This is a genomic window from Halanaerobium saccharolyticum, assembly GCF_003259895.1.
Lineage (GTDB): Bacteria > Bacillota > Halanaerobiia > Halanaerobiales > Halanaerobiaceae > Halanaerobium > Halanaerobium saccharolyticum_A.
The window spans coordinates 122,834-140,999 of record NZ_QLME01000006.1 but is presented as its reverse complement, the minus strand read 5'-3'; the positions used below and the strand labels follow the sequence as shown (position 1 = coordinate 140,999).

The following is an 18,166-nucleotide window of genomic DNA, read 5'->3' as shown; positions in this document are numbered from 1 at the left end:
AATGAAGTTTAAATACACATTTGAAAGATAAATCCCTACTAAAGAAATATTAATTAACTTCTATAGTAGGGTGGCCGTCAGGCCATTTTGTTCTTGGTACCGGGTACTTGTAAATTTATGTAAAAAAGGGAGTGAGTAGATGAGTAATTTAGAATATGGTTATTTAGGACCACCAGGAACATTTAGTGAGCAGGCAATCTCTAACTACTGTGCCAGCTATGGCGGCAGTACAACTGCCTGTGGGTCAATCAGGGATATTGTTGAGGCGATAGTAACTGATAAGGTTGATCTGGGACTGCTGCCGCTGGAGAATTCACTGGAGGGCTCGGTAAATTTAAGTCTTGATCTTTTATATCAGCACCCAGAACTTAAGCTTTACCGGGAGATAGTACTTCCAATCGAGCAGTATTTGCTGGTTCAGCCAGGAGTCAGCAAAGAAGAAGTTAAGGAGATTTACAGCCATCCTCAGGCAATTGCCCAGTCGGGTGATTATCTGGCAGAAGAATTTAAGGCGGCAAAAATTATTTATACAGACAGCACTGCCGCTGCTGCCAAAAAAGCACTTGAGTCAGCAGACAGGGCAGCTGTCGGTTCAATTAGATTAGCTGAGATTTATGAGCTTGAAATTCTGGCTGAAAATCTGCAGGGAGATCTGCCAAACGCGACCCGTTTTGTTCTGGCAGCTAAAAAGGATAAGAACTTTGGCAGCAATAACCATCTGGGAGAGGCAGCAGATAGTGATTTTAAAACTTCCATAATCTGTGCACCTGAGGTCAATGAAGCTGGAGTTCTCTACAGAATGCTGGGGAAATTTGCAGAAGAAAATATTGATCTAACCAGAATTGAATCTCGCCCCAGCCGTCAGCGCCTGGGAGAATATATCTTCTATATTGACCTGAAAGGCTGCAGCAGTGATCAGGATCTAAGTTCAGCTCTGGCAGAAGTAAAAAAAATAACATCATATTTTAGACTTTTAGGTTCCTATCCGAAGACAGTGATCGATTAATATCTGGATCTTGAAAATTTAATATTCGGGCGAAAAAGCGGAAATTTTATTTGACAGAAGTAAAATTGCCTGCTATAATACTCATTAACTAAATAAACTCACTTAAAAACTTTGAAAGAGGACCCAGTAAGCCGTTGGCTGAAATACACCTCTTGAGTTGCCAGCTGAAAGTAAAACCAGTAAGCTTAAAGGCCGTCAGCCGTCGTTACCCGGTGCGGAAGTGTTAGCTTCCAGTAGAGATAATCTGTATTTAATGAGATTAAAACAGGTGGTACCGCGATATCAATCGCCCTGACTAAGGGGCGATTTTTTGCATTTTTAGAGGTTTTTAAACAGTTATTTAAGAATTTGAAATTGAGACATATTTAATTGAAGTAATTACCAAAAATTGGTTTTGTAAACGGTAGTAACACATTAAAAGAGGAGTGAGTAGAAATGATAGCAGTATTAAAAAGAAGTGCAAGTCAGGAAGATAAGGACCAGGTAATTGAGGTTATTCGAGGAGAAAATTTTGAGGTACATCCAATCCAGGGAGTAGAGAAGACAGTAGTAGGTGTTCTGGGTGATCCGGCGCGGAAGTCAAATTTGAAGGAAAAACTGGAGACGATGGGAGCTGTAGAAAAGGTTGTTCTGATCTCAGATCCCTATAAACTGACCAGCTGGAATTTCAAGCAGCAAAAAACCGTTGTTGATTTAGGTGATGGAGTCAAAGTGGGTGGAGATGAACTGACAGTTATGGCCGGCCCCTGTTCGGTAGAAAGCAGAGAGCAGATTGTAGAAACAGCTAAAATTGTTAAGGCTGGAGGAGCAAAAATTCTGCGTGGTGGGGCCTTTAAGCCGAGAACTTCCCCCTATTCTTTTCAGGGCCTGGGAGAAGAAGGGCTGAAGCTAATGGCTGAGGCCAGAGAAGAAACCGGACTCAAAATTATAACTGAACTAATGGACATTGAGCACATAGATGTGGTCTGTAAGTATACAGATATTATTCAGATTGGAGCCCGGAATATGAAAAACTATTCGCTCTTAAAAGCGATTGGAAAACTGGATAAACCGGTAATGCTCAAACGCGGGATGGCAGCAACAATTAAGGAATGGCTGCTTTCTGCAGAATATATAATGAATAACGGAAACCACAATGTAATCTTATGTGAAAGAGGAGTCAGGACTTTTGGTGAAGAAACCAGAAATACAATGGACTTAAGTTCAATTCCCCTGGTTCAACAGTTGAGTCACCTGCCTGTAATTGCAGATCCAAGCCACGGTACAGGCCGCTGGGAGTTAGTGACTCCGGTTGCCAGAGCGGCTGTCGCTGTGGGAGCTGATGGAATTATGGTTGAGGTTCATCCTGATCCCCAGAATGCGCTCTCTGATGGACCCCAGTCACTGAAGCCTAAAAACTTCAATCTGATGATGGATGAGATTAAAGCTATTTCCAATTCTCTGCAGAGTTTTGAATCTAAAGAAAGAAAAATAGCTTATGCCTAATTTTGAAAAAATAGCTGTTGTCGGGGTTGGCCTGATCGGGGCCTCCCTGGCAGCTGCTTTAAAAAAAGCTGAGCCAGATCTTAAAATAACAGCGGTTGACAGAAGTACAGAGACTATCCAAAAAGCAGAGAAACTGGGAATCATCGATCAGGGATTTACCGAGATTAAGGATAATTTAAAAGATCAGGATTTGATTTTTATTGCAGTGCCGGTGGCGGCAATTTCGACTGTGATTAGAGAGATCAAAGAGGGCAGTGACAGTCAGCAGCTGCTGGTCGATGCAGGCAGCACCAAAAAGGAAATTATGCTGCAGGCAGCCGAGATTTTAGAAGGCAGCTCCAAAATTTTTATCGGCGGTCATCCGATGGCTGGTTCTCACAAATCGGGAATTGACTGGCATGATCCGGATCTTTTTCGGGATGCCCCATTTATTTTAACTCCCTGGCTGGACGGGGAGCAGCAAGAGCAAAAAAACGAATTGCTGCAGCAGCTTAAAGTTTTAATTGGAAAAATTGGAGCCAATGTTCATCTTATTTCGGCAGCAGAACATGACCGCTGTACAGCTTATTTAAGTCATCTGCCCCATTTATTGTCTTCAGTTCTGGTTAATTTGAGTCAGAAGCAGGAGTTTAACGGTGAGTTTTTTGAACTTTCAGGAAGTGGTTATCAGGATATGACCAGGATCGCAGGTAGCTCTGCTGAACTCTGGCAGGATATTATTTTATCAAACAGAAAAAACCTGGCAGAATTAATTGAAAAATACATATCAGAATTAAAAGAACTGCAGCAGGATATAGAAAATAATGATCAAAATAAAATTTATGATTTTCTGGCCCGGGCGGCAGAAATCAAAAATCAAAGTAGAGAGAAATGAGGAGGAAATAATGGTATATCAAGTTGAGCCAGCAAAGAAAATTGAGGGTGAAATAACAGTTCCGGGAGATAAGTCGATATCTCACCGCTCATTGATTTTATCTTCGATTGCAGAGGGAGAAAGTAGAATAGAAGGTCTTCTGGAGGCAGAAGATTGTTTGAGCACAATGGGAATAATGCGTGATTTGGGAATAAAAATAGAAAAAGAGGACCCGGGTAAATACATTGTTCAGGGTAAAGGACTTGATGGGCTGGAAGAAGCTGATGATGTTCTGGACTGCGGCAACTCTGGTACTTCAATGCGGCTTTTAACCGGACTTTTAGCCGCTCAGGATTTTTATTCAGTTTTAACAGGTGATCATTCACTGCGCAAAAGACCAATGCAGCGCATAATTGGACCACTTTCTAGAATGGGAGCTCAGATCTGGTCCCGCCGGGACGGGCTCGCCCCTTTAAGTATTAAAGGTCAGCAGCTGGAGGCTATGGAATATAAGCTGCCTGTTGCCAGTGCCCAGCTAAAATCTTCAATTCTGCTGGCAGCTTTAAAGACCAGATCCGAAACAGTAATTATTGAGCCGGCGGTCTCCCGGGATCACACAGAACGAATGCTGCAGGGTGCCGGTCTGGACCTGGAAATTCTGGAAGACCGAATTATTCTAAAAGCAGCAGCGGAGAGAAAATTAGATCCCTTCCAGATTAAGGTTCCTGGAGATATTTCTTCAGCCTCCTTTTTTATTGCGGCCGGGCTGTTGGCTGAGCAGGGAGAGCTTTTGATTAAGAATGTAGGAATTAATCAGACCCGGAGTGGATTTCTGGAAGTAGTAGAGGCCATGAACGGGAAAATTGAACTTCGAAATAAACGAGATCAGGGTGGAGAACCAACTGCAGACATTCTGGTTAAGCCCTCGAAATTGCAGGGAACAGAGGTCAGCGGCGGAATTATCCCGAGGTTGATTGATGAGATCCCTATTATTTCAGTGCTGGCTGTTTTTGCCGATGGTAAAACAGTAATCAAAGATGCAGAAGAGCTTAGAGTTAAGGAAACTGATAGAATTATGGCTGTTGTCAAGGAATTTAAAAAGCTGGGAATAGAAATTATTGAAAATGAAGACGGTATGGAAATAAGTGGTCCCCAGACAGTTAAAGGTGGGATTGAGGTTGAGAGTTATCACGACCACCGGATTGCAATGTCACTGGCAGTTCTTGCCTTAAATACTGAAAACGGAATTACCATTAAGGGCAGTGAGATTATTGCCACTTCTTTTCCTAATTTTAAAGAATTATTAGCAGAGGTGATTAGATGAAAAAGATAATTGAAGGAATTTCAGCTGGAATCAAAGAGATGAAGCGTTATCAGGCAGGTAAAAGTATCGAAGAAGTTAAGGAAGAATATGGACTGGAAAAAGTGGTTAAACTGGCTTCCAATGAAAATTCGCTGGGACCTGCGATTCAGGTCATTGATACCATTCAGTCCGAAGCGAAAAATGTTAACTTATATCCGGATTCCGAAACCAGAGAACTCAAAAAAGCTCTGGCCGAAAAATATGAGCTTAAAGAAGGAAGGGTATTTCTCGGTAATGGCTCTGACGAAATACTTGATCTTTTAATGACCTTAATTTTAAATCCGGGAGATGAAGTTATTCAGGGAGATCCAGCTTTTATAAAATATGAGCTGGCAGTAAAGTCCAGAGGTGGTCAGAGTGTTAAGGTTCCTCTTGACGAAAATCACAGGCATGATCTGGAGGCAATGGAGGCAGCAATTACAGACAAAACAAAGGCTATTTTTATCTGCAATCCCAATAATCCGACCGGAACCATGCTTAAAAAAGAAGAGATTGAAAGCTTTCTGGAAAGAGTCTCCGATGAGATTTTAGTGATAGTTGATCAGGCCTACCAGGAGTATATCACAGCCGAAGAACCTTTTGACGGAGTTAAACTGCTGGCTGAATACCCGAATTTGATGCTGATGCGTACTTTCTCAAAGGCTTATGGAATGGCAGGAATGAGAGTTGGTTATGCCCTTGCTGATCCAGAACTGGTAGATTATTTAAATAGAATTAGGGGTCCTTTTAATATTAACTGTCTGGCCCAGAAAGCAGCAGTTACTGCCCTGGAATCAGAGTCCCATCTGGAAATCTGTCAAAACTTAAATCAAAAGGAAAAGAATTTTCTCTATCAGCAGTTTGAGGAACTGGGTCTTGATTATATAGAAACTGAGGCCAATTTTATGATGGTTGACCTCCAGATGCCGGCTGCAGAAGTTTTTGAGAAAATGCAGCAGCGGGGAGTAATTATCAGACCAGGCAATCAATTTGGAATGGACAGCTGGATTAGAGTAACTGTGGGAACCAGAGCCGATAATGAATTTTTTATCAGGAACCTGAAGAAAATATTATAAAAAATTAAAAGCAGAGAGGAATGAGTAGTATGATAGCAGTATTGAAGCGTGGATCAACTAAAGCAGATGAACAGAAAGTAATTGAGCTAATAGAAGCGGAAGGCTTTTCCGCTCATCCGGATACAGGAGCCGAGACTACAATTGTTGGAGTAGTAGGAGTTGCACCGGATAAAAAGGTTAACTTAAAGGAAAAACTGCAGGTGATGAGTGCAGTAGAAAAGGTAGTTGTGATTTCTGATCCCTATAAATTAACCAGCTGGAATTTCAAACAGGATAAAACTGTGGTTGATTTAGGTGATGGAGTTAAAGTCGGTGGAGATGAGCTGACAGTGATGGCCGGTCCCTGTTCTGTAGAAAATGAAGAACAGATGCTGGAGACAGCAAGAGTTGTCAAAGACGCCGGTGCCAAAATTCTGCGCGGTGGTGCCTTTAAGCCGAGAACTTCCCCCTATTCTTTCCAGGGGCTGGGTGAAGAAGGACTCAAACTTTTAGCTAAGGCCAGAGAAGAAACTGGGCTCAAGATTATTACTGAACTAATGGATATTGAACATATAGATGTTGTCTGTGAGTATACAGATATTATTCAGATTGGAGCCCGTAATATGCAGAATTATGCCCTGCTAAAAGCGATCGGTAAACTGGATAAGCCGGTGATGCTGAAAAGAGGAATGTCAGCTACTATTAAGGAATGGCTTTTATCTGCAGAATATGTGATGAATGAGGGTAATCATAATGTAATTTTATGTGAAAGAGGTGTCCGGACCTTTGGTGAGGAAACCAGAAATACAATGGATTTAAGTTCGATTCCTTTAGCCCAGCAGTTAAGTCACCTGCCTGTAATTGCTGATCCAAGTCATGGTACAGGCCGCTGGGAGCTTGTAATTCCGGTTGCCAGAGCAGCTGCGGCAGTGGGAGCAGATGGAATTATGGTTGAAGTCCATCCGCATCCGGAAAATGCTCTTTCTGATGGTCCTCAGTCTTTAAAACCTGATAACTTTAGACTGCTGATGGATGAAGTAAATGCAATTATGACCTCTTTGAGCTCATTTAAATCCAGAGAAAAGAAAATCGCCTATAAATAAATTCAAAAAAGCTCAGGCGGTAATCTGGAAATAACAGCTCAGATTAGAGCAGGAGTCAGATTGAAGGATTAAGGAGGAAAATAAATGTTTGAATATTTAACAGCCGGGGAATCACACGGTCCCAGGCTGACAGCAATAATTAAAAATCTTCCGGCTGGACTTAAGCTCGAGGTTGAAAAAATAAATGAACAGTTATTCAGGAGACAGCAGGGTTATGGCCGCGGGGGCCGCATGAAAATAGAAAGTGATCAGGTAATTATCAATTCAGGCCTGCGCCATAAAGAAACCCTGGGTACACCTTTAAGCATGACTATCGAAAATAAAGACTGGCAGAACTGGGTTGAGGTGATGGCACCGGATCAAGAACGAGGGGAAGAGGTTGAGGCTCTGACCAATCCCCGGCCCGGACATGCTGACTTGGCGGGAGCTTTAAAGTATAATCACCGTGATCTGCGCAATGTGCTGGAACGAGCAAGTGCCCGCGAAACTGCCGCCCGGACAGCAGTGGGAGCAGTGGCCAGACAATTTTTAGCAGAATTTGAGATTGATGTCTACAGCCATGTGGTCCAGATTGGAAATCTAAAAAGTGAAAGCTGGACTGATTTAAAAGCAAAGGATCCGGCTCGATTTGAGAATAAAGAAGCTGTCAAAGAATATTTTTCTAAACTGGATGAGACAGCTCTGCGCTGTGGTGACAGCAGTAAAACTGAAGCCATGAAGAATTTAATTGATTCCTGGCGGGCCAATGGAGATTCGGTAGGTGGAGTTTTCGAGATTGTTGTCACCGGCTTACCTGTGGGTCTGGGCAGCCATGTTCACTGGGATTTAAAACTGGAAAGCAAACTGGCAGCTCAGCTGATGGGGATTCAGGCAATTAAAGGTGTAGAAATTGGAGCTGGTTTTAAGGGAGCCGGACTTCCCGGTTCTAAAGCTCATGACGAGATTTACTATAATCTTGACCGCGGTTTTCACCGCAGTTCCAATCAGGCCGGTGGGATAGAAGGTGGAATGACAAATGGAGAAGAATTGATTATCCGGCTGGCTATGAAGCCGATTCCGACCCTGGCTCAGGCACTGCATTCTGCTGATCTAATTTCAAAAAAAGAAACTACAGCTGCCAAAGAGCGCTCGGATGTCTGTGCTGTTCCGGCGGCGAGTATAGTTGGAGAAGCAGTTACAGCTTCAGTGCTGGCCCGGAGTACTGCTCAGAAATTTGGGGGAGACAGCATGACCGAAATCAAGCGCAATTATGACGGCTATTTAGAACAGTTAAGAAAGTTTTAATCTAATTTATATATTTCTTTAAACTTTTTCTCACATTTTTAACACATTCCTGACCTATACTATTAATTGAGAAATGAGAAATGATCAAATAATAGTTAAAGTCAATTTTAAAAACTTAATTCTCAAAGGAGTGTTTTGGAAATGAAGAAAATTCTCGTTTCAATTTTATTAATTACTGTTTTGATGGTTCCGACGACAATTATGGCTCAGGATATGGAATTAGATGGGGAGCAGCCGGCTGACGCCTCCCTGGAAGAAAATATTAACAGCAATTCTACCGTGGCGGTTGTTAATGGTGAGGAAATCACCCAGGAAGAACTCAGTCAGCAGGCAAATGTCAACCAACTATTACAGCAGTTAAGTCAGGTTGATCAGCAGCTGGTCCAAATTTTAGCTAATTCTGAGGCTGGTAGTAATGTTTTAGAAGCATATCAAAAAGAACAGCTTGATTCTATTATAGATAATGTACTGCTGGCACAGCAGGCAGAAGAAGAAGGAATCAGCCTCTCTCAGCAGGAAAAAGAAGAAATTTATGAAGAACAAAAATCTGCGATTTTAGAGCAAAATCAGATGTCTGAAGAGCAGTTTCTTTCTGCTCTAGAGCAGCAGGGATTTGAAAGTGAGGAAGCTTATAAGGATCAATTTTTAAATAATCCTCAGCTGAAAACAAATAAGTTAATTGAAGAAGAAGTTGCCTCAGATATTGAAGTGACCGAAGAAGAACTGCAGTCCGCCTATGAAGAAAATAAAGATGCTTTTGCTCAGGGAGAAGGAGATACTTCCTTTGAGGAAGTAAGACCCCAGTTAGAGCAGATGCTCAGACGCCAGAAGCGGCAGCAGAAGATCAACCAATATCTGAGCAGTTTAAGAGAAGATGCAGAAATTGAAAAGAATATTTAATCCTCCTGATAGATAAATTTGTTAACGGGCCCCAATTTATGGGGCCCAAATAGTTTATGAAAAAACTTTATAAGAATTTAATCTTTCTCTCACATTTTTATCACATTTCTAACCTATACTTTTATTTAGATAATTAAAAAGATCTAGCCTAACTAAATATTTTAATAGTTAAGTTAATAGTAATTTAAGGGGAGTGCTTATATTTAATGAAGAAAATTTTTGTTTCACTTTTATTGATAACTGTTCTGATGGTTCCGACAGCTGCTCTGGCTCAAGATATGGAGATGAATGGTGATCAGCCTGCCGATTCAGCCTTAAGTCAAAATACTCAGGCCAATCAGGTTGTAGCTACTGTTAACGGAGAAGAGATTACTTCTCAGCAGCTGGCACAGCAGGCAAATGTTAATCAAATCCTGCAGCAGGTCAGTCAGGTTGATCAGCAGCTGGCCCAGCTTTTAGCAAGTTCTGAAGCCGGAAACACAGTGCTTGAGGAACTGCAGAAGGCTAAATTGGATAATCTGATAGATAATGTTTTATTAAGACAGGCAGCAGAAGAATCAGATATAACTTTAAGCCAGGCAGAGAAAGACGAAATTTATCAGCAGCAGAAACAATCTATTTTACAGCAGAATCAGATGAACGAAGAACAGTTCCAATCAATTCTGGAGCAGCAGGGTTATGAGAACGAAGCTGCATATAAAGAAGAATTCTCTAACAATCCACAGATTAAAATTAATAAATTAATAGAAGAAGAAGTAGTTGCAAATATTGAAATTAGCGAAGAAGAACTGCAGCAGGCTTATGACGAAAACGAAGAAGCTTTTGCTCAGAGTGGTCAGGAAGACACATCTTTTGAATCATTAAAGCCGCAGTTGGAACAGATGCTCAGACAGCAGAAACAGAATCAGGCAATTCAAGAGTATTTAGAACAATTAAGAGAAGATGCAGAGATTGAGAAGAATATTTAATAAACCTTCCTTATATAAAGATTATATACACCGAGTCCTGCCTTAAAAAGCAGGGCTTTTTTCTTTATGTTATAATAAAATTAAAAGCAGCGAATTTATTTCTGTAGTTTTGAACTCTGTCAATTACTGATAGCTAAAGTTGAAAATTAAATTTTAAGGATGTGAAAAAATGAGTGAGAAAACAGTGTTGATTATCGATGATGACCCCCATATCAGGGAAATTTTAGAAGATTATCTTAAATTTGAAGGTTTCAGTGTTCTGGCAGCTGAAGATACGGAAAAAGGATATCAGCTTTTAAGTTCTCATGCAGCTGATATTTTAATTCTGGATATTATGCTGCCAGATGAAGATGGCTGGGAATTCTGTCAGCGGATCAGACCGGAGTTTAAGCTGCCGATTATTTTTCTCAGTGCCAAAGATGAGTCTACAGACAAGATTACCGGTCTGGAATTAGGAGCTGATGATTATATCAGCAAACCATTTAGCCCCCGGGAAGTTGTTGCCCGGATTAAGGCTGTGCTGCGGCGCTATCAGCAGGGAGAAGAAAGTTCTGCCCGGCTTGAATTTGGAGATTTAGTCATCAACAAAGAAGAACACTATATCAAGTATAAAGGAGAAGCAATTGAGCTTACTCCCAAGGAATTTTCCTTACTCTGGCATCTGGCCCAGAATCCAAAAAAAGTTTTCCGCAGGGAAAATCTCTTAAAAGCTGTCTGGGGTTATGACTATTTTGGAGATGTCCGGACTGTGGATACTCATATTAAATCTCTGCGTCAAAAGTTGGGAGAAGCAGCAGCGGCCGTCGAGACAGTCTGGGGGGTAGGTTACAAATTTGAAGCTAAAAAACTGGAAGACTAACAGCCTGTTTAGTAAATTATTTTTTAGATTCTTAATTCTTTCCTTAATAATTATCATCATTTTTGGTCTGATAATAATTTATTATATAGAAGATTTTCTCTATAACCGCCGTGAAAACGAAGTGCTTTATAATCTAAATCAGCTAAAAAATGATCTAAACCAACCCTTGCTGGAGGAAGATGTAATTGAGATTAATGAAATTTTAAGTCTGACTGCCCGCCAGAATCGAGGCCAGATCTGGCTGACAGATCAGGAAGGTAATATTATCTATAGTTATCCCAGCCGGACTGAGGAGCGGGTAGGTTTTGAAGGCTATCAGCAGATTTTTGATAATAAACTGCTTTCCAGTCGGGTTGAATCAGATCAATTTGAGCGGCCGATGCTTTTAAATGCAGCTTCGATGGAAGTTGAAGGAACTAAGTATGGACTTTTATTTTTCACATCTGTTCAGGGAATTAATTCAACCGTCTCCCAGATTCAGAAAATCATGTTTTATTTAACTCTCTTTTCTGCTCTGCCGGCGCTGCTGCTTGCCTATTTATGGGCCAGAACAATTTCCAATCCTCTAAAAAATATCAGCAAAACAGCAGAAGAGATCAGCCGCGGCAATTTTATTGAGCTCAAAAATGATCATCAGACAGAAGAATTAAAAAATTTAGCTGAGAGCATCAATGAAATGTCAAAAACTCTGGCTCAAAATATGAACAATTTAAAAGAAGAAAAAAACAAGTTAAACTACATTCTCTCCGGGATGGAAGAAGGAGTCTTAGCTTTAAATCCAGATCAGGAAATCATCCTGCTAAACCAGTCTTTTGCAGATGTTTTTATTTCTGAGACAGCTAAACCAGCTGATCCAGCTCAGAGTCTGGAAACTTTAATCAATAACCAGCAGGTAATAACACTAATTGAAGAAAGCATTGCCCAGAAAGAGAATAAAACGCTGGAAATTAAAATTGAGAATTCAGATAAATATCTGCTGCTGCACAGTACGGCTATCTTTAGAGAAGGTGAATTCTGGGGAGTGGTCATTATTTTCCAGGATATCAGTGAGCGCTGGCGTTTTGAGAAACTGCAGAATGATTTTGTGGCCAATGTTTCGCACGAATTAAAAACCCCGCTATCTTCGATCAGGGGAGCTGCCGAAATTGTTTATGATGGAGCTGTCAGCCGCAAGAAGGCCAAAGAAAAATATTTAAATATGATTATTGAAGAAAGCAACCGGCTGGAAACTATGGTTAATAATATTTTAAGTATTTCGGAATTGAAGTCGGATATTCTGCATCAGACCAGAATAAATTTCTCTCAATTTCTGTATAATATGCTTCAGGATTATAAGAGGGTCAATGATGTTGAACAGGATTTTGTTTATCAGCTGGAAGAAGATGTTGAAATCGAACTGGATGCTGATAAAATCAAGCGGGTTGTGATCAATCTGCTGGATAATGCAGTTAAGTACTCTCCGCCCGAGGGAGAGATTACGATTTCACTGACCGAGTCTGGATCCAGAGTCGAATTTACAGTAGAGGATCAGGGCCCGGGAGTGCCGGAGGCTGAGAGAAAAAATATCTGGGAAAGATTTTATAAAATAAATAAAAAGAGTTTTCAGAGTCAGAAACGGGGCAGCGGCCTCGGGCTGGCGATAGTTAAGGATATTATAGAAATGCACGGAGGCAGTGTCTATCAAAAAAATTTGGAGCAGGGTTCAAAATTTGCCTTTGTCCTGTTTAAGTAAGCTTAATTTCTTTATTGTTAAAAATTTACTTACAATTTAGACCTGCAGCTGATATAATTAATAAGAATAAATTTTAGAATATGATAAGAGGAGGCATTATAGATGAGTGAAGAAAAAAAGAATGAGAATGCGTACCAGGCAAAAAATGCCTGGACAGAAATGGGCGAAGAGGAAAGAAAAGAAGTTTTTGCCTTTAACGAAAACTATGCCAGATTTTTAACAGAAAACAAAACTGAAAGAGAATTTGCCAGTGCTGCGATAGCTGAACTGGAAGCGGCAGGCTTTAAAAATATTAAGCAGTATGAGAGTCTAAAAAAAGGGGATAAGGTTTATGTAGCCAACCGTTCCCGGGCTTTAATGGCGGCTGTTATCGGCGAAAAAGATTTAAAGGAAGGTCTAAAAATCGTCGGCAGTCACATTGATTCACCAAGACTTGATTTAAAACCAAATCCACTTTACGAAGATGGTGAGATGGCAATGTTTAAGACCCACTATTATGGTGGAGTTAAAAAATATCAGTGGGTAACAATGCCGCTGGCTCTGCACGGAGTGGTTGTTAAAGATGACGGCAGCCAGATCAAGATTAGTATCGGCGAAAAAGAGGATGAGCCGGTATTTTTTATCAGTGATGTCCTGCCTCATCTGGGCAAAAAACAGATGAAAAAATCGATGAGTGAGGGAATCACTGGCGAGCAGTTAAATGTAGTTGTCGGCAGCATTCCTGTTGCTGATGAAGATGCCAAAGATAAAATTAAAACTGCTGTTTTAAATCACCTTAAATCCGAATATGATTTTAAAGAAGAAGATTTTATCAGTGCTGATCTGCAGGTTGTTCCTGCATTTAAGACCAGAGATGCCGGTTTTGATCGAGGTTTACTGGCCGGCTATGGTCATGATGACCGGGTCTGCAGTTATACAGCTTTAGAGGCAATTTTAGATGTAAAAGAACCTCAGTATACTTCTGTAGTCCTGCTGATGGACCGCGAAGAAGTAGGAAGCATGGGTTCTACCGGTATGCAGTCTCATTTCTTTGAGGACCAGGTAGCAAATCTTGTTGACCTTTATTATAATCAGTACAGTGAGCTGCTGGTGCGTCAGGTAATGCAGAACTCCAGAGTTCTGTCAGCAGATGTGAATGCAGCCTATGATCCTGATTTTGCAGACGTTTATGCCAAACATAATTCTGCCTATTTAGGCAAGGGGATTGTTATTTCTAAATACACAGGTTCTGGTGGTAAAGGTGGAGCTTCTGAGGCCAGCGCCGAATTTATGGGAGAAATCAGAGGTCTCTTTAACAATGCCGGTGTAATCTGGCAGACAGCTGAGCTCGGTAAAATCGATGAAGGTGGAGGCGGAACTATTGCCCAGTTCCTGGCCAATTACAATATGGATGTAGTTGACTGTGGACCGGCTGTGCTTTCCATGCATTCTCCCTACGAAGTTGTGAGCAAGGCTGATGTCTATCATTCTTATTTAGCTTATAATGTATTTTTAGAAAGATAAATAAAGCTCAAATAGATTATAAAGACGCAGGAGGAGCAGGAAGGTGCTTCCCCTGTGTTTTTATTTAATTTACTAAAATGTTAATTGCTTAACTTTAATTAATTTTATATCGTATATAATAAATGTTGTAAGTTAAATGGTATATTATAATGACTGCCATAATTAGAATTAATAATACTCAGGGAGTGATCTACAATGGCGAAAATCGATCAGGAAGAAAAAAATAAGATTAAGGAACTGTTTTCTAAACATTTAAAAGACGAAGTTAATTTACTTTTCTTTTCTAAAGATGAAGGCTGTCAGTACTGTGCAGATACAGAAGAAATTTTAACAGAAGTAACGGCTTTAGATGAAAAAGTAAATTTTGAAAAACATTTAGTAGGCAGCGATAAAGCTGAAGAATTAGGTGTTGATAGAGCACCGGCGATTATTTTTCTAAATAATGAAGGTCAGGACAGTGGAGTTCATTTTTATGGGATCCCATCAGGCTATGAGTTTACTTCTTTAATTGAAGATATTCTGGATATGTCTGATCAGGAGAGAATTGACTTATCAGAAGATATGAAAAAGGAAATCAGAGCAATTGATTCTGAGGTTCTGCTGCAGGTATTTATTACTCCAACCTGTCCTTACTGTCCGCGCGCGGTTAGAGTTGCTCATCAGATGGCAATGCTTAACCCCGGGGTCAAAGGAGAAATGGTAGAGGCAATGGAGTTTGAGGAACTTTCCGAGAGCTTTAATGTATCTGGAGTACCAAAAACAGTTATTAATTCAGGTGCAGATGAGCAGGTAGGCGCAGTTCCAGCCAAAACAATTTTAAAGAAAATTAAGGATTTAGCAAAAACAGCCAGCTAAATTAAAGTTTTTGTATTTTAATTCACATGTACCAGGTACAAAAAGTCATTTTTGAACCTGGTACAAATAAATAATTTCACAAAACACATAACAGGAGGAAATTTTATAATGAGCAAACCGGTAAAAGTAACAGATGATAACTTCAACACAGAGGTATTAAGTGCTGACAAAAAAGTTTTAGTTGATTTCTGGGCAGAATGGTGTGGCCCCTGTAGAATGGTAGCCCCCGTGTTAGAGGATGTAGCAGGAGAATATGGTGACCAGATTAAAGTCGTTAAATTAAATGTTGATGATAATCAGGCTACTGCTTCTAGATATGGAGTTATGAGCATTCCGACAATGTTAGTTATGGAAAATGGCGAGGTTCAGGATAAACTGGTAGGATATATGCCCAAGGATAAACTTGTAAACAAATTAGGTTTAAAATAATAAATTTTAATCAAATTTTAAATCCTCTCTTCTTATTTTTAGTACAGAAGAGGGGTTTTTTATATTTTCTTGCAGATAACCCTGTAAAATTATAAAGTTTTATGATAAAATTAAGATTGATTAAAAAAGGAGGGTTATAAGTGCAGCGTTTATTAATTATACATACACCTGATGCTGATTTGACGGAGATAGCAGAAGGTATTAAAGAAGGGGCAGAAGCCAAGGGGTTTAGAGTTGATTTGAAAAACACTAAAGATATTGGTAATGGTATCTCCTTTTATCCCTATGATTTGATTGTAGCAGGCAGCACAACAGAGGGGATTTTTCGGGGTAAGATAGATCAATCTTTAAATAAGTTTCTTTCCGAAGCAAAAAGAACTGTTGGCAAAGATGCTGTAGCCTATGTTAAACCTCGCTTTTTTGCAACTAATAAATCCTTAAAAAAGGTGATGTCAGCACTGGAGTCACAGGGCTGTATAGTCAAAAATTTTAAAGCAATTAAGAACCACCAGTCAGCAGTAGAATTTGGTAAAAATCTTAAAATATAGAATTTAAAAACCGCAGTTAAAATTTGGGCTGTGGTTTTTTCAAATTATAATATTCTGGAGTGAATTAATAAAGAATGAGTAAAAATGTTTCTATTAAATTAGAAAATGTACAGCAGTTAATTGATGATCAGGAAAAACAGAGGCTAAATAATCAGTACCAGGGCGAATTTTATATTAAAAATGAAAAACTTTATTTAAGCTATCAGGATGATGCAGAAGGTATAGAAGGCGCCCGAACCGTGGTCAAGATTGATCCGGAACGAGAAAGAGTTTTGCTTTTAAGACAGGAACCTGCAGCTATGAAACAGGATTTTGTAATCGGGAAAAAGCAGGAAGGATATTTTAAAACTGCCTATGGTGAAATTAAAATGGCAGTTAAAACTAAAAGATTGGAAATGGAAATCAGCGAGAATGCAGGTCTGATCAGGATTAGTTATCAGGTCTTTTTAGGTGGAGAGTTAAATGCTGAACACCATTTAAAAATAAATTATAAAGTATTAAAAGAAAAATAATAGAATGAAAATCACTAGGAGGTTTATTGTTTTGCAGAAAAATTTACAGGCCGCAGTGGAAGCTGAATTAATCAGCTTTCTGGTCGAAAGTGTAAAAAAAGCTATTTTTGAGGGAGATTTAGACTTAGAAAAGGTGCCTGAGGTTTCAATTGAGGTACCGCGCGAAAAAGGACACGGCGATTATGCTACCAATCTGGCAATGGTTTTAGCAGGCCAGGCAGGGATGAATCCCCGCCAGATTGCCGATATAATCGTAGATAATTTTGAAAGTGAAATTGTAGAAGAAATCAGTATTGCTGGCCCGGGTTTTATTAATTTTAAACTAAAAAATGCCTGGCTCTGGAATAACCTTAAAATTATTACTAAAAGAGCAGAAGATTATGGTAAAATTGATGCTGGCAGAGGCAAAAGAGTGCAGCTGGAATTTGTTTCTGTTAACCCTACCGGGCCTCTGCATGTGGGGCACAGTCGGGGAGCTGTAGTTGGTGATGTAACTGCTTCAGTTATGGAGGCTGCAGGTTATGGGGTAGAAAGAGAATATTATATCAATGATGCCGGAAATCAGATGGATATCCTCGGTCAGTCAACCTTTTTAAGATATAGAGAAATCCTGGGTGAAGAAATTGAAATGCCGGAGGATGTTTATGCTGGTGATTATATAAAAGAAATTGCTCAGGATTTATATGATGAACACGGGGCAGATTTAATGGAAAAAGATGAGGAGCAGCGGCTTGAAATTTGTCGCGAATATGCCTATCAGGAAATGCTTAAAAATATCGAAGAAGACTTAGAAGAATTTGGAATTGAATTTGATAACTGGTTTAGTGAGCGAACTCTGCATCCTGATAAAATTGAGCAGGCAATTGAACTAATGCGGGGTAAGGGATATATTTTCGAAAAAGAAGATGCTCTCTGGTTTAAGTCAACTGACTTTGGTGATGACAAAGATCGCGTTATTATCAAATCAGATGGTTCTCCCACCTATCTGGCTGCTGATATGGCCTATCATTTAGATAAGTTAGAGCGCGGTTTTGATAAACTGATTAATGTCTGGGGAGCTGACCACCACGGATATATTCCGCGGATGAAAGCTGTAATTGAAGCCTTTGGTTATGATCGAGAGACTCTGGAGGTAATTGTGGTTCAGATGGTTACCCTGCTCAGGAACGGGAAAAAAATGCCGATGTCTAAAAGAGCCGGTAGTTTTGTAACAATGAAAGATGTTAATCAGGAAGTAGGTACAGATGCTGCCCGCTATTATTATGTAATGCGCAGCACTGACAGCCACCTTGATTTTGATCTGGAACTTGCCAAGGAAGAATCAAGCAGCAACCCGGTTTATTATGTGCAGTATGCTCATGCCAGAATTCACAGTATTATAGATAATGCGGAAGTGGAAGCTGACGCTGAAAACCTTGATCTCTTAAATCAGGAAACAGAAATTGATTTAATGAAGATGCTGGCTAAACTGCCGGAAGAAATTAAAATGATCGCCGAGTCAAGACAGCCTCATCATCTGACAACTTATGCTTATGACCTTGCAACTGCGTTCCATTCGTTCTATAATAATTGTCGGGTAAATACAGATAATCAAAACTTAGCTCAGGCCAGACTTTATTTAGTCAATGCTGCCCGCCAGGTATTAAAGAATGTTTTAACCCTGCTGGGAATCAGTGCCCCGGAGCAGATGTAGTTATATCTAAAATGGATAAAAGAAGATTTTATTTAGAAT

Annotated in this window: 17 protein-coding genes; all 17 read left to right on the top strand. The window is 40.0% G+C overall.

Annotated features, from left to right (window positions below; genetic code table 11):
* The first annotated feature begins 139 nt into the window (after positions 1-139).
* The 17 genes from pheA (at position 140) to argS (ending at position 18,127) form a co-directional block, all read left to right on the top strand.
* Positions 140-1,006 carry a prephenate dehydratase gene (gene pheA, locus C7958_RS06250; protein WP_111571810.1) on the top strand — a complete coding sequence of 289 codons (867 nt, stop codon included), beginning with the start codon at positions 140-142 and terminating at the stop codon, positions 1,004-1,006.
* Between the two features lie 435 nt (positions 1,007-1,441).
* On the top strand, positions 1,442-2,491 hold the full coding sequence (aroF, locus tag C7958_RS06245) for a 3-deoxy-7-phosphoheptulonate synthase (RefSeq protein WP_111571809.1): 1,050 nt from the start codon (positions 1,442-1,444) through the stop codon (positions 2,489-2,491).
* Entirely contained in the window at positions 2,484-3,365 is an 882-nt protein-coding gene (locus C7958_RS06240; RefSeq protein ID WP_111571808.1) for a prephenate dehydrogenase, read from the top strand. Before aroF (C7958_RS06245) ends, C7958_RS06240 begins: the two co-directional genes overlap by 8 nt.
* A 10-nt stretch (positions 3,366-3,375) precedes the next feature.
* On the top strand, positions 3,376-4,668 hold the full coding sequence (gene aroA / locus C7958_RS06235; RefSeq protein ID WP_111571816.1) for a 3-phosphoshikimate 1-carboxyvinyltransferase: 1,293 nt from the start codon (positions 3,376-3,378) through the stop codon (positions 4,666-4,668).
* The gene (gene hisC, locus C7958_RS06230; RefSeq protein ID WP_111571807.1) at positions 4,665-5,762 is read left to right on the top strand and encodes a histidinol-phosphate transaminase; all 1,098 of its coding nucleotides are present in this window, start codon (positions 4,665-4,667) and stop codon (positions 5,760-5,762) included. The genes aroA and hisC overlap by 4 nt, the downstream gene beginning before the upstream one ends.
* A 29-nt stretch (positions 5,763-5,791) precedes the next feature.
* Positions 5,792-6,844: a 3-deoxy-7-phosphoheptulonate synthase gene (gene aroF / locus C7958_RS06225; protein WP_111571806.1), complete on the top strand. Its 1,053-nt coding sequence runs from the start codon at positions 5,792-5,794 to the stop codon at positions 6,842-6,844.
* 84 nt (positions 6,845-6,928) lie between these two features.
* On the top strand, positions 6,929-8,128 hold the full coding sequence (gene aroC, locus C7958_RS06220) for a chorismate synthase (RefSeq protein ID WP_111571805.1): 1,200 nt from the start codon (positions 6,929-6,931) through the stop codon (positions 8,126-8,128).
* Positions 8,129-8,269: 141 nt separating this feature from the next.
* On the top strand, positions 8,270-9,028 hold the full coding sequence (locus C7958_RS06215) for a SurA N-terminal domain-containing protein (RefSeq protein ID WP_111571804.1): 759 nt from the start codon (positions 8,270-8,272) through the stop codon (positions 9,026-9,028).
* Between the two features lie 206 nt (positions 9,029-9,234).
* On the top strand, positions 9,235-9,996 hold the full coding sequence (locus C7958_RS06210) for a SurA N-terminal domain-containing protein (RefSeq protein ID WP_111571803.1): 762 nt from the start codon (positions 9,235-9,237) through the stop codon (positions 9,994-9,996).
* A gap of 169 nt (positions 9,997-10,165) precedes the next feature.
* Positions 10,166-10,855, top strand: coding sequence for a response regulator transcription factor (locus tag C7958_RS06205; RefSeq protein WP_111571802.1), 690 nt, complete (start codon positions 10,166-10,168; stop codon positions 10,853-10,855).
* The gene (locus C7958_RS06200) at positions 10,830-12,587 is read left to right on the top strand and encodes a HAMP domain-containing sensor histidine kinase (protein ID WP_111571801.1); all 1,758 of its coding nucleotides are present in this window, start codon (positions 10,830-10,832) and stop codon (positions 12,585-12,587) included. The genes C7958_RS06205 and C7958_RS06200 overlap by 26 nt, the downstream gene beginning before the upstream one ends.
* A 102-nt stretch (positions 12,588-12,689) precedes the next feature.
* Entirely contained in the window at positions 12,690-14,090 is a 1,401-nt protein-coding gene (locus C7958_RS06195) for an aminopeptidase (protein WP_111571800.1), read from the top strand.
* Positions 14,091-14,285: 195 nt separating this feature from the next.
* Positions 14,286-14,945 carry a protein disulfide oxidoreductase gene (pdo, locus tag C7958_RS06190; RefSeq protein ID WP_111571799.1) on the top strand — a complete coding sequence of 220 codons (660 nt, stop codon included), beginning with the start codon at positions 14,286-14,288 and terminating at the stop codon, positions 14,943-14,945.
* Between the two features lie 108 nt (positions 14,946-15,053).
* The gene (gene trxA / locus C7958_RS06185; RefSeq protein ID WP_111571798.1) at positions 15,054-15,374 is read left to right on the top strand and encodes a thioredoxin; all 321 of its coding nucleotides are present in this window, start codon (positions 15,054-15,056) and stop codon (positions 15,372-15,374) included.
* A gap of 140 nt (positions 15,375-15,514) precedes the next feature.
* Complete coding sequence (locus C7958_RS06180; RefSeq protein WP_111571797.1) at positions 15,515-15,922, top strand: DNA-binding response regulator; 408 nt, start codon at positions 15,515-15,517, stop codon at positions 15,920-15,922.
* 74 nt (positions 15,923-15,996) lie between these two features.
* Entirely contained in the window at positions 15,997-16,434 is a 438-nt protein-coding gene (locus C7958_RS06175) for a DUF1934 domain-containing protein (RefSeq protein WP_111571796.1), read from the top strand.
* A 31-nt stretch (positions 16,435-16,465) separates the two neighbouring features.
* Positions 16,466-18,127: an arginine--tRNA ligase gene (gene argS / locus C7958_RS06170; RefSeq protein ID WP_111571795.1), complete on the top strand. Its 1,662-nt coding sequence runs from the start codon at positions 16,466-16,468 to the stop codon at positions 18,125-18,127.
* Positions 18,128-18,166: the final 39 nt, after the last annotated feature.

What these genes read in the sequence shown, in the direction of transcription:
- pheA (WP_111571810.1), top strand. Translation starts at nt 140, where the DNA reads ATGAGTAATTTAGAATATGGTTATTTAGGACCACCAGGAACATTTAGT.
- aroF (WP_111571809.1), top strand. Translation starts at nt 1,442, where the DNA reads ATGATAGCAGTATTAAAAAGAAGTGCAAGTCAGGAAGATAAGGACCAG.
- C7958_RS06240 (WP_111571808.1), top strand. Translation starts at nt 2,484, where the DNA reads ATGCCTAATTTTGAAAAAATAGCTGTTGTCGGGGTTGGCCTGATCGGG.
- aroA (WP_111571816.1), top strand. Translation starts at nt 3,376, where the DNA reads ATGGTATATCAAGTTGAGCCAGCAAAGAAAATTGAGGGTGAAATAACA.
- hisC (WP_111571807.1), top strand. Translation starts at nt 4,665, where the DNA reads ATGAAAAAGATAATTGAAGGAATTTCAGCTGGAATCAAAGAGATGAAG.
- aroF (WP_111571806.1), top strand. Translation starts at nt 5,792, where the DNA reads ATGATAGCAGTATTGAAGCGTGGATCAACTAAAGCAGATGAACAGAAA.
- aroC (WP_111571805.1), top strand. Translation starts at nt 6,929, where the DNA reads ATGTTTGAATATTTAACAGCCGGGGAATCACACGGTCCCAGGCTGACA.
- C7958_RS06215 (WP_111571804.1), top strand. Translation starts at nt 8,270, where the DNA reads ATGAAGAAAATTCTCGTTTCAATTTTATTAATTACTGTTTTGATGGTT.
- C7958_RS06210 (WP_111571803.1), top strand. Translation starts at nt 9,235, where the DNA reads ATGAAGAAAATTTTTGTTTCACTTTTATTGATAACTGTTCTGATGGTT.
- C7958_RS06205 (WP_111571802.1), top strand. Translation starts at nt 10,166, where the DNA reads ATGAGTGAGAAAACAGTGTTGATTATCGATGATGACCCCCATATCAGG.
- C7958_RS06195 (WP_111571800.1), top strand. Translation starts at nt 12,690, where the DNA reads ATGAGTGAAGAAAAAAAGAATGAGAATGCGTACCAGGCAAAAAATGCC.
- pdo (WP_111571799.1), top strand. Translation starts at nt 14,286, where the DNA reads ATGGCGAAAATCGATCAGGAAGAAAAAAATAAGATTAAGGAACTGTTT.
- trxA (WP_111571798.1), top strand. Translation starts at nt 15,054, where the DNA reads ATGAGCAAACCGGTAAAAGTAACAGATGATAACTTCAACACAGAGGTA.
- C7958_RS06175 (WP_111571796.1), top strand. Translation starts at nt 15,997, where the DNA reads ATGAGTAAAAATGTTTCTATTAAATTAGAAAATGTACAGCAGTTAATT.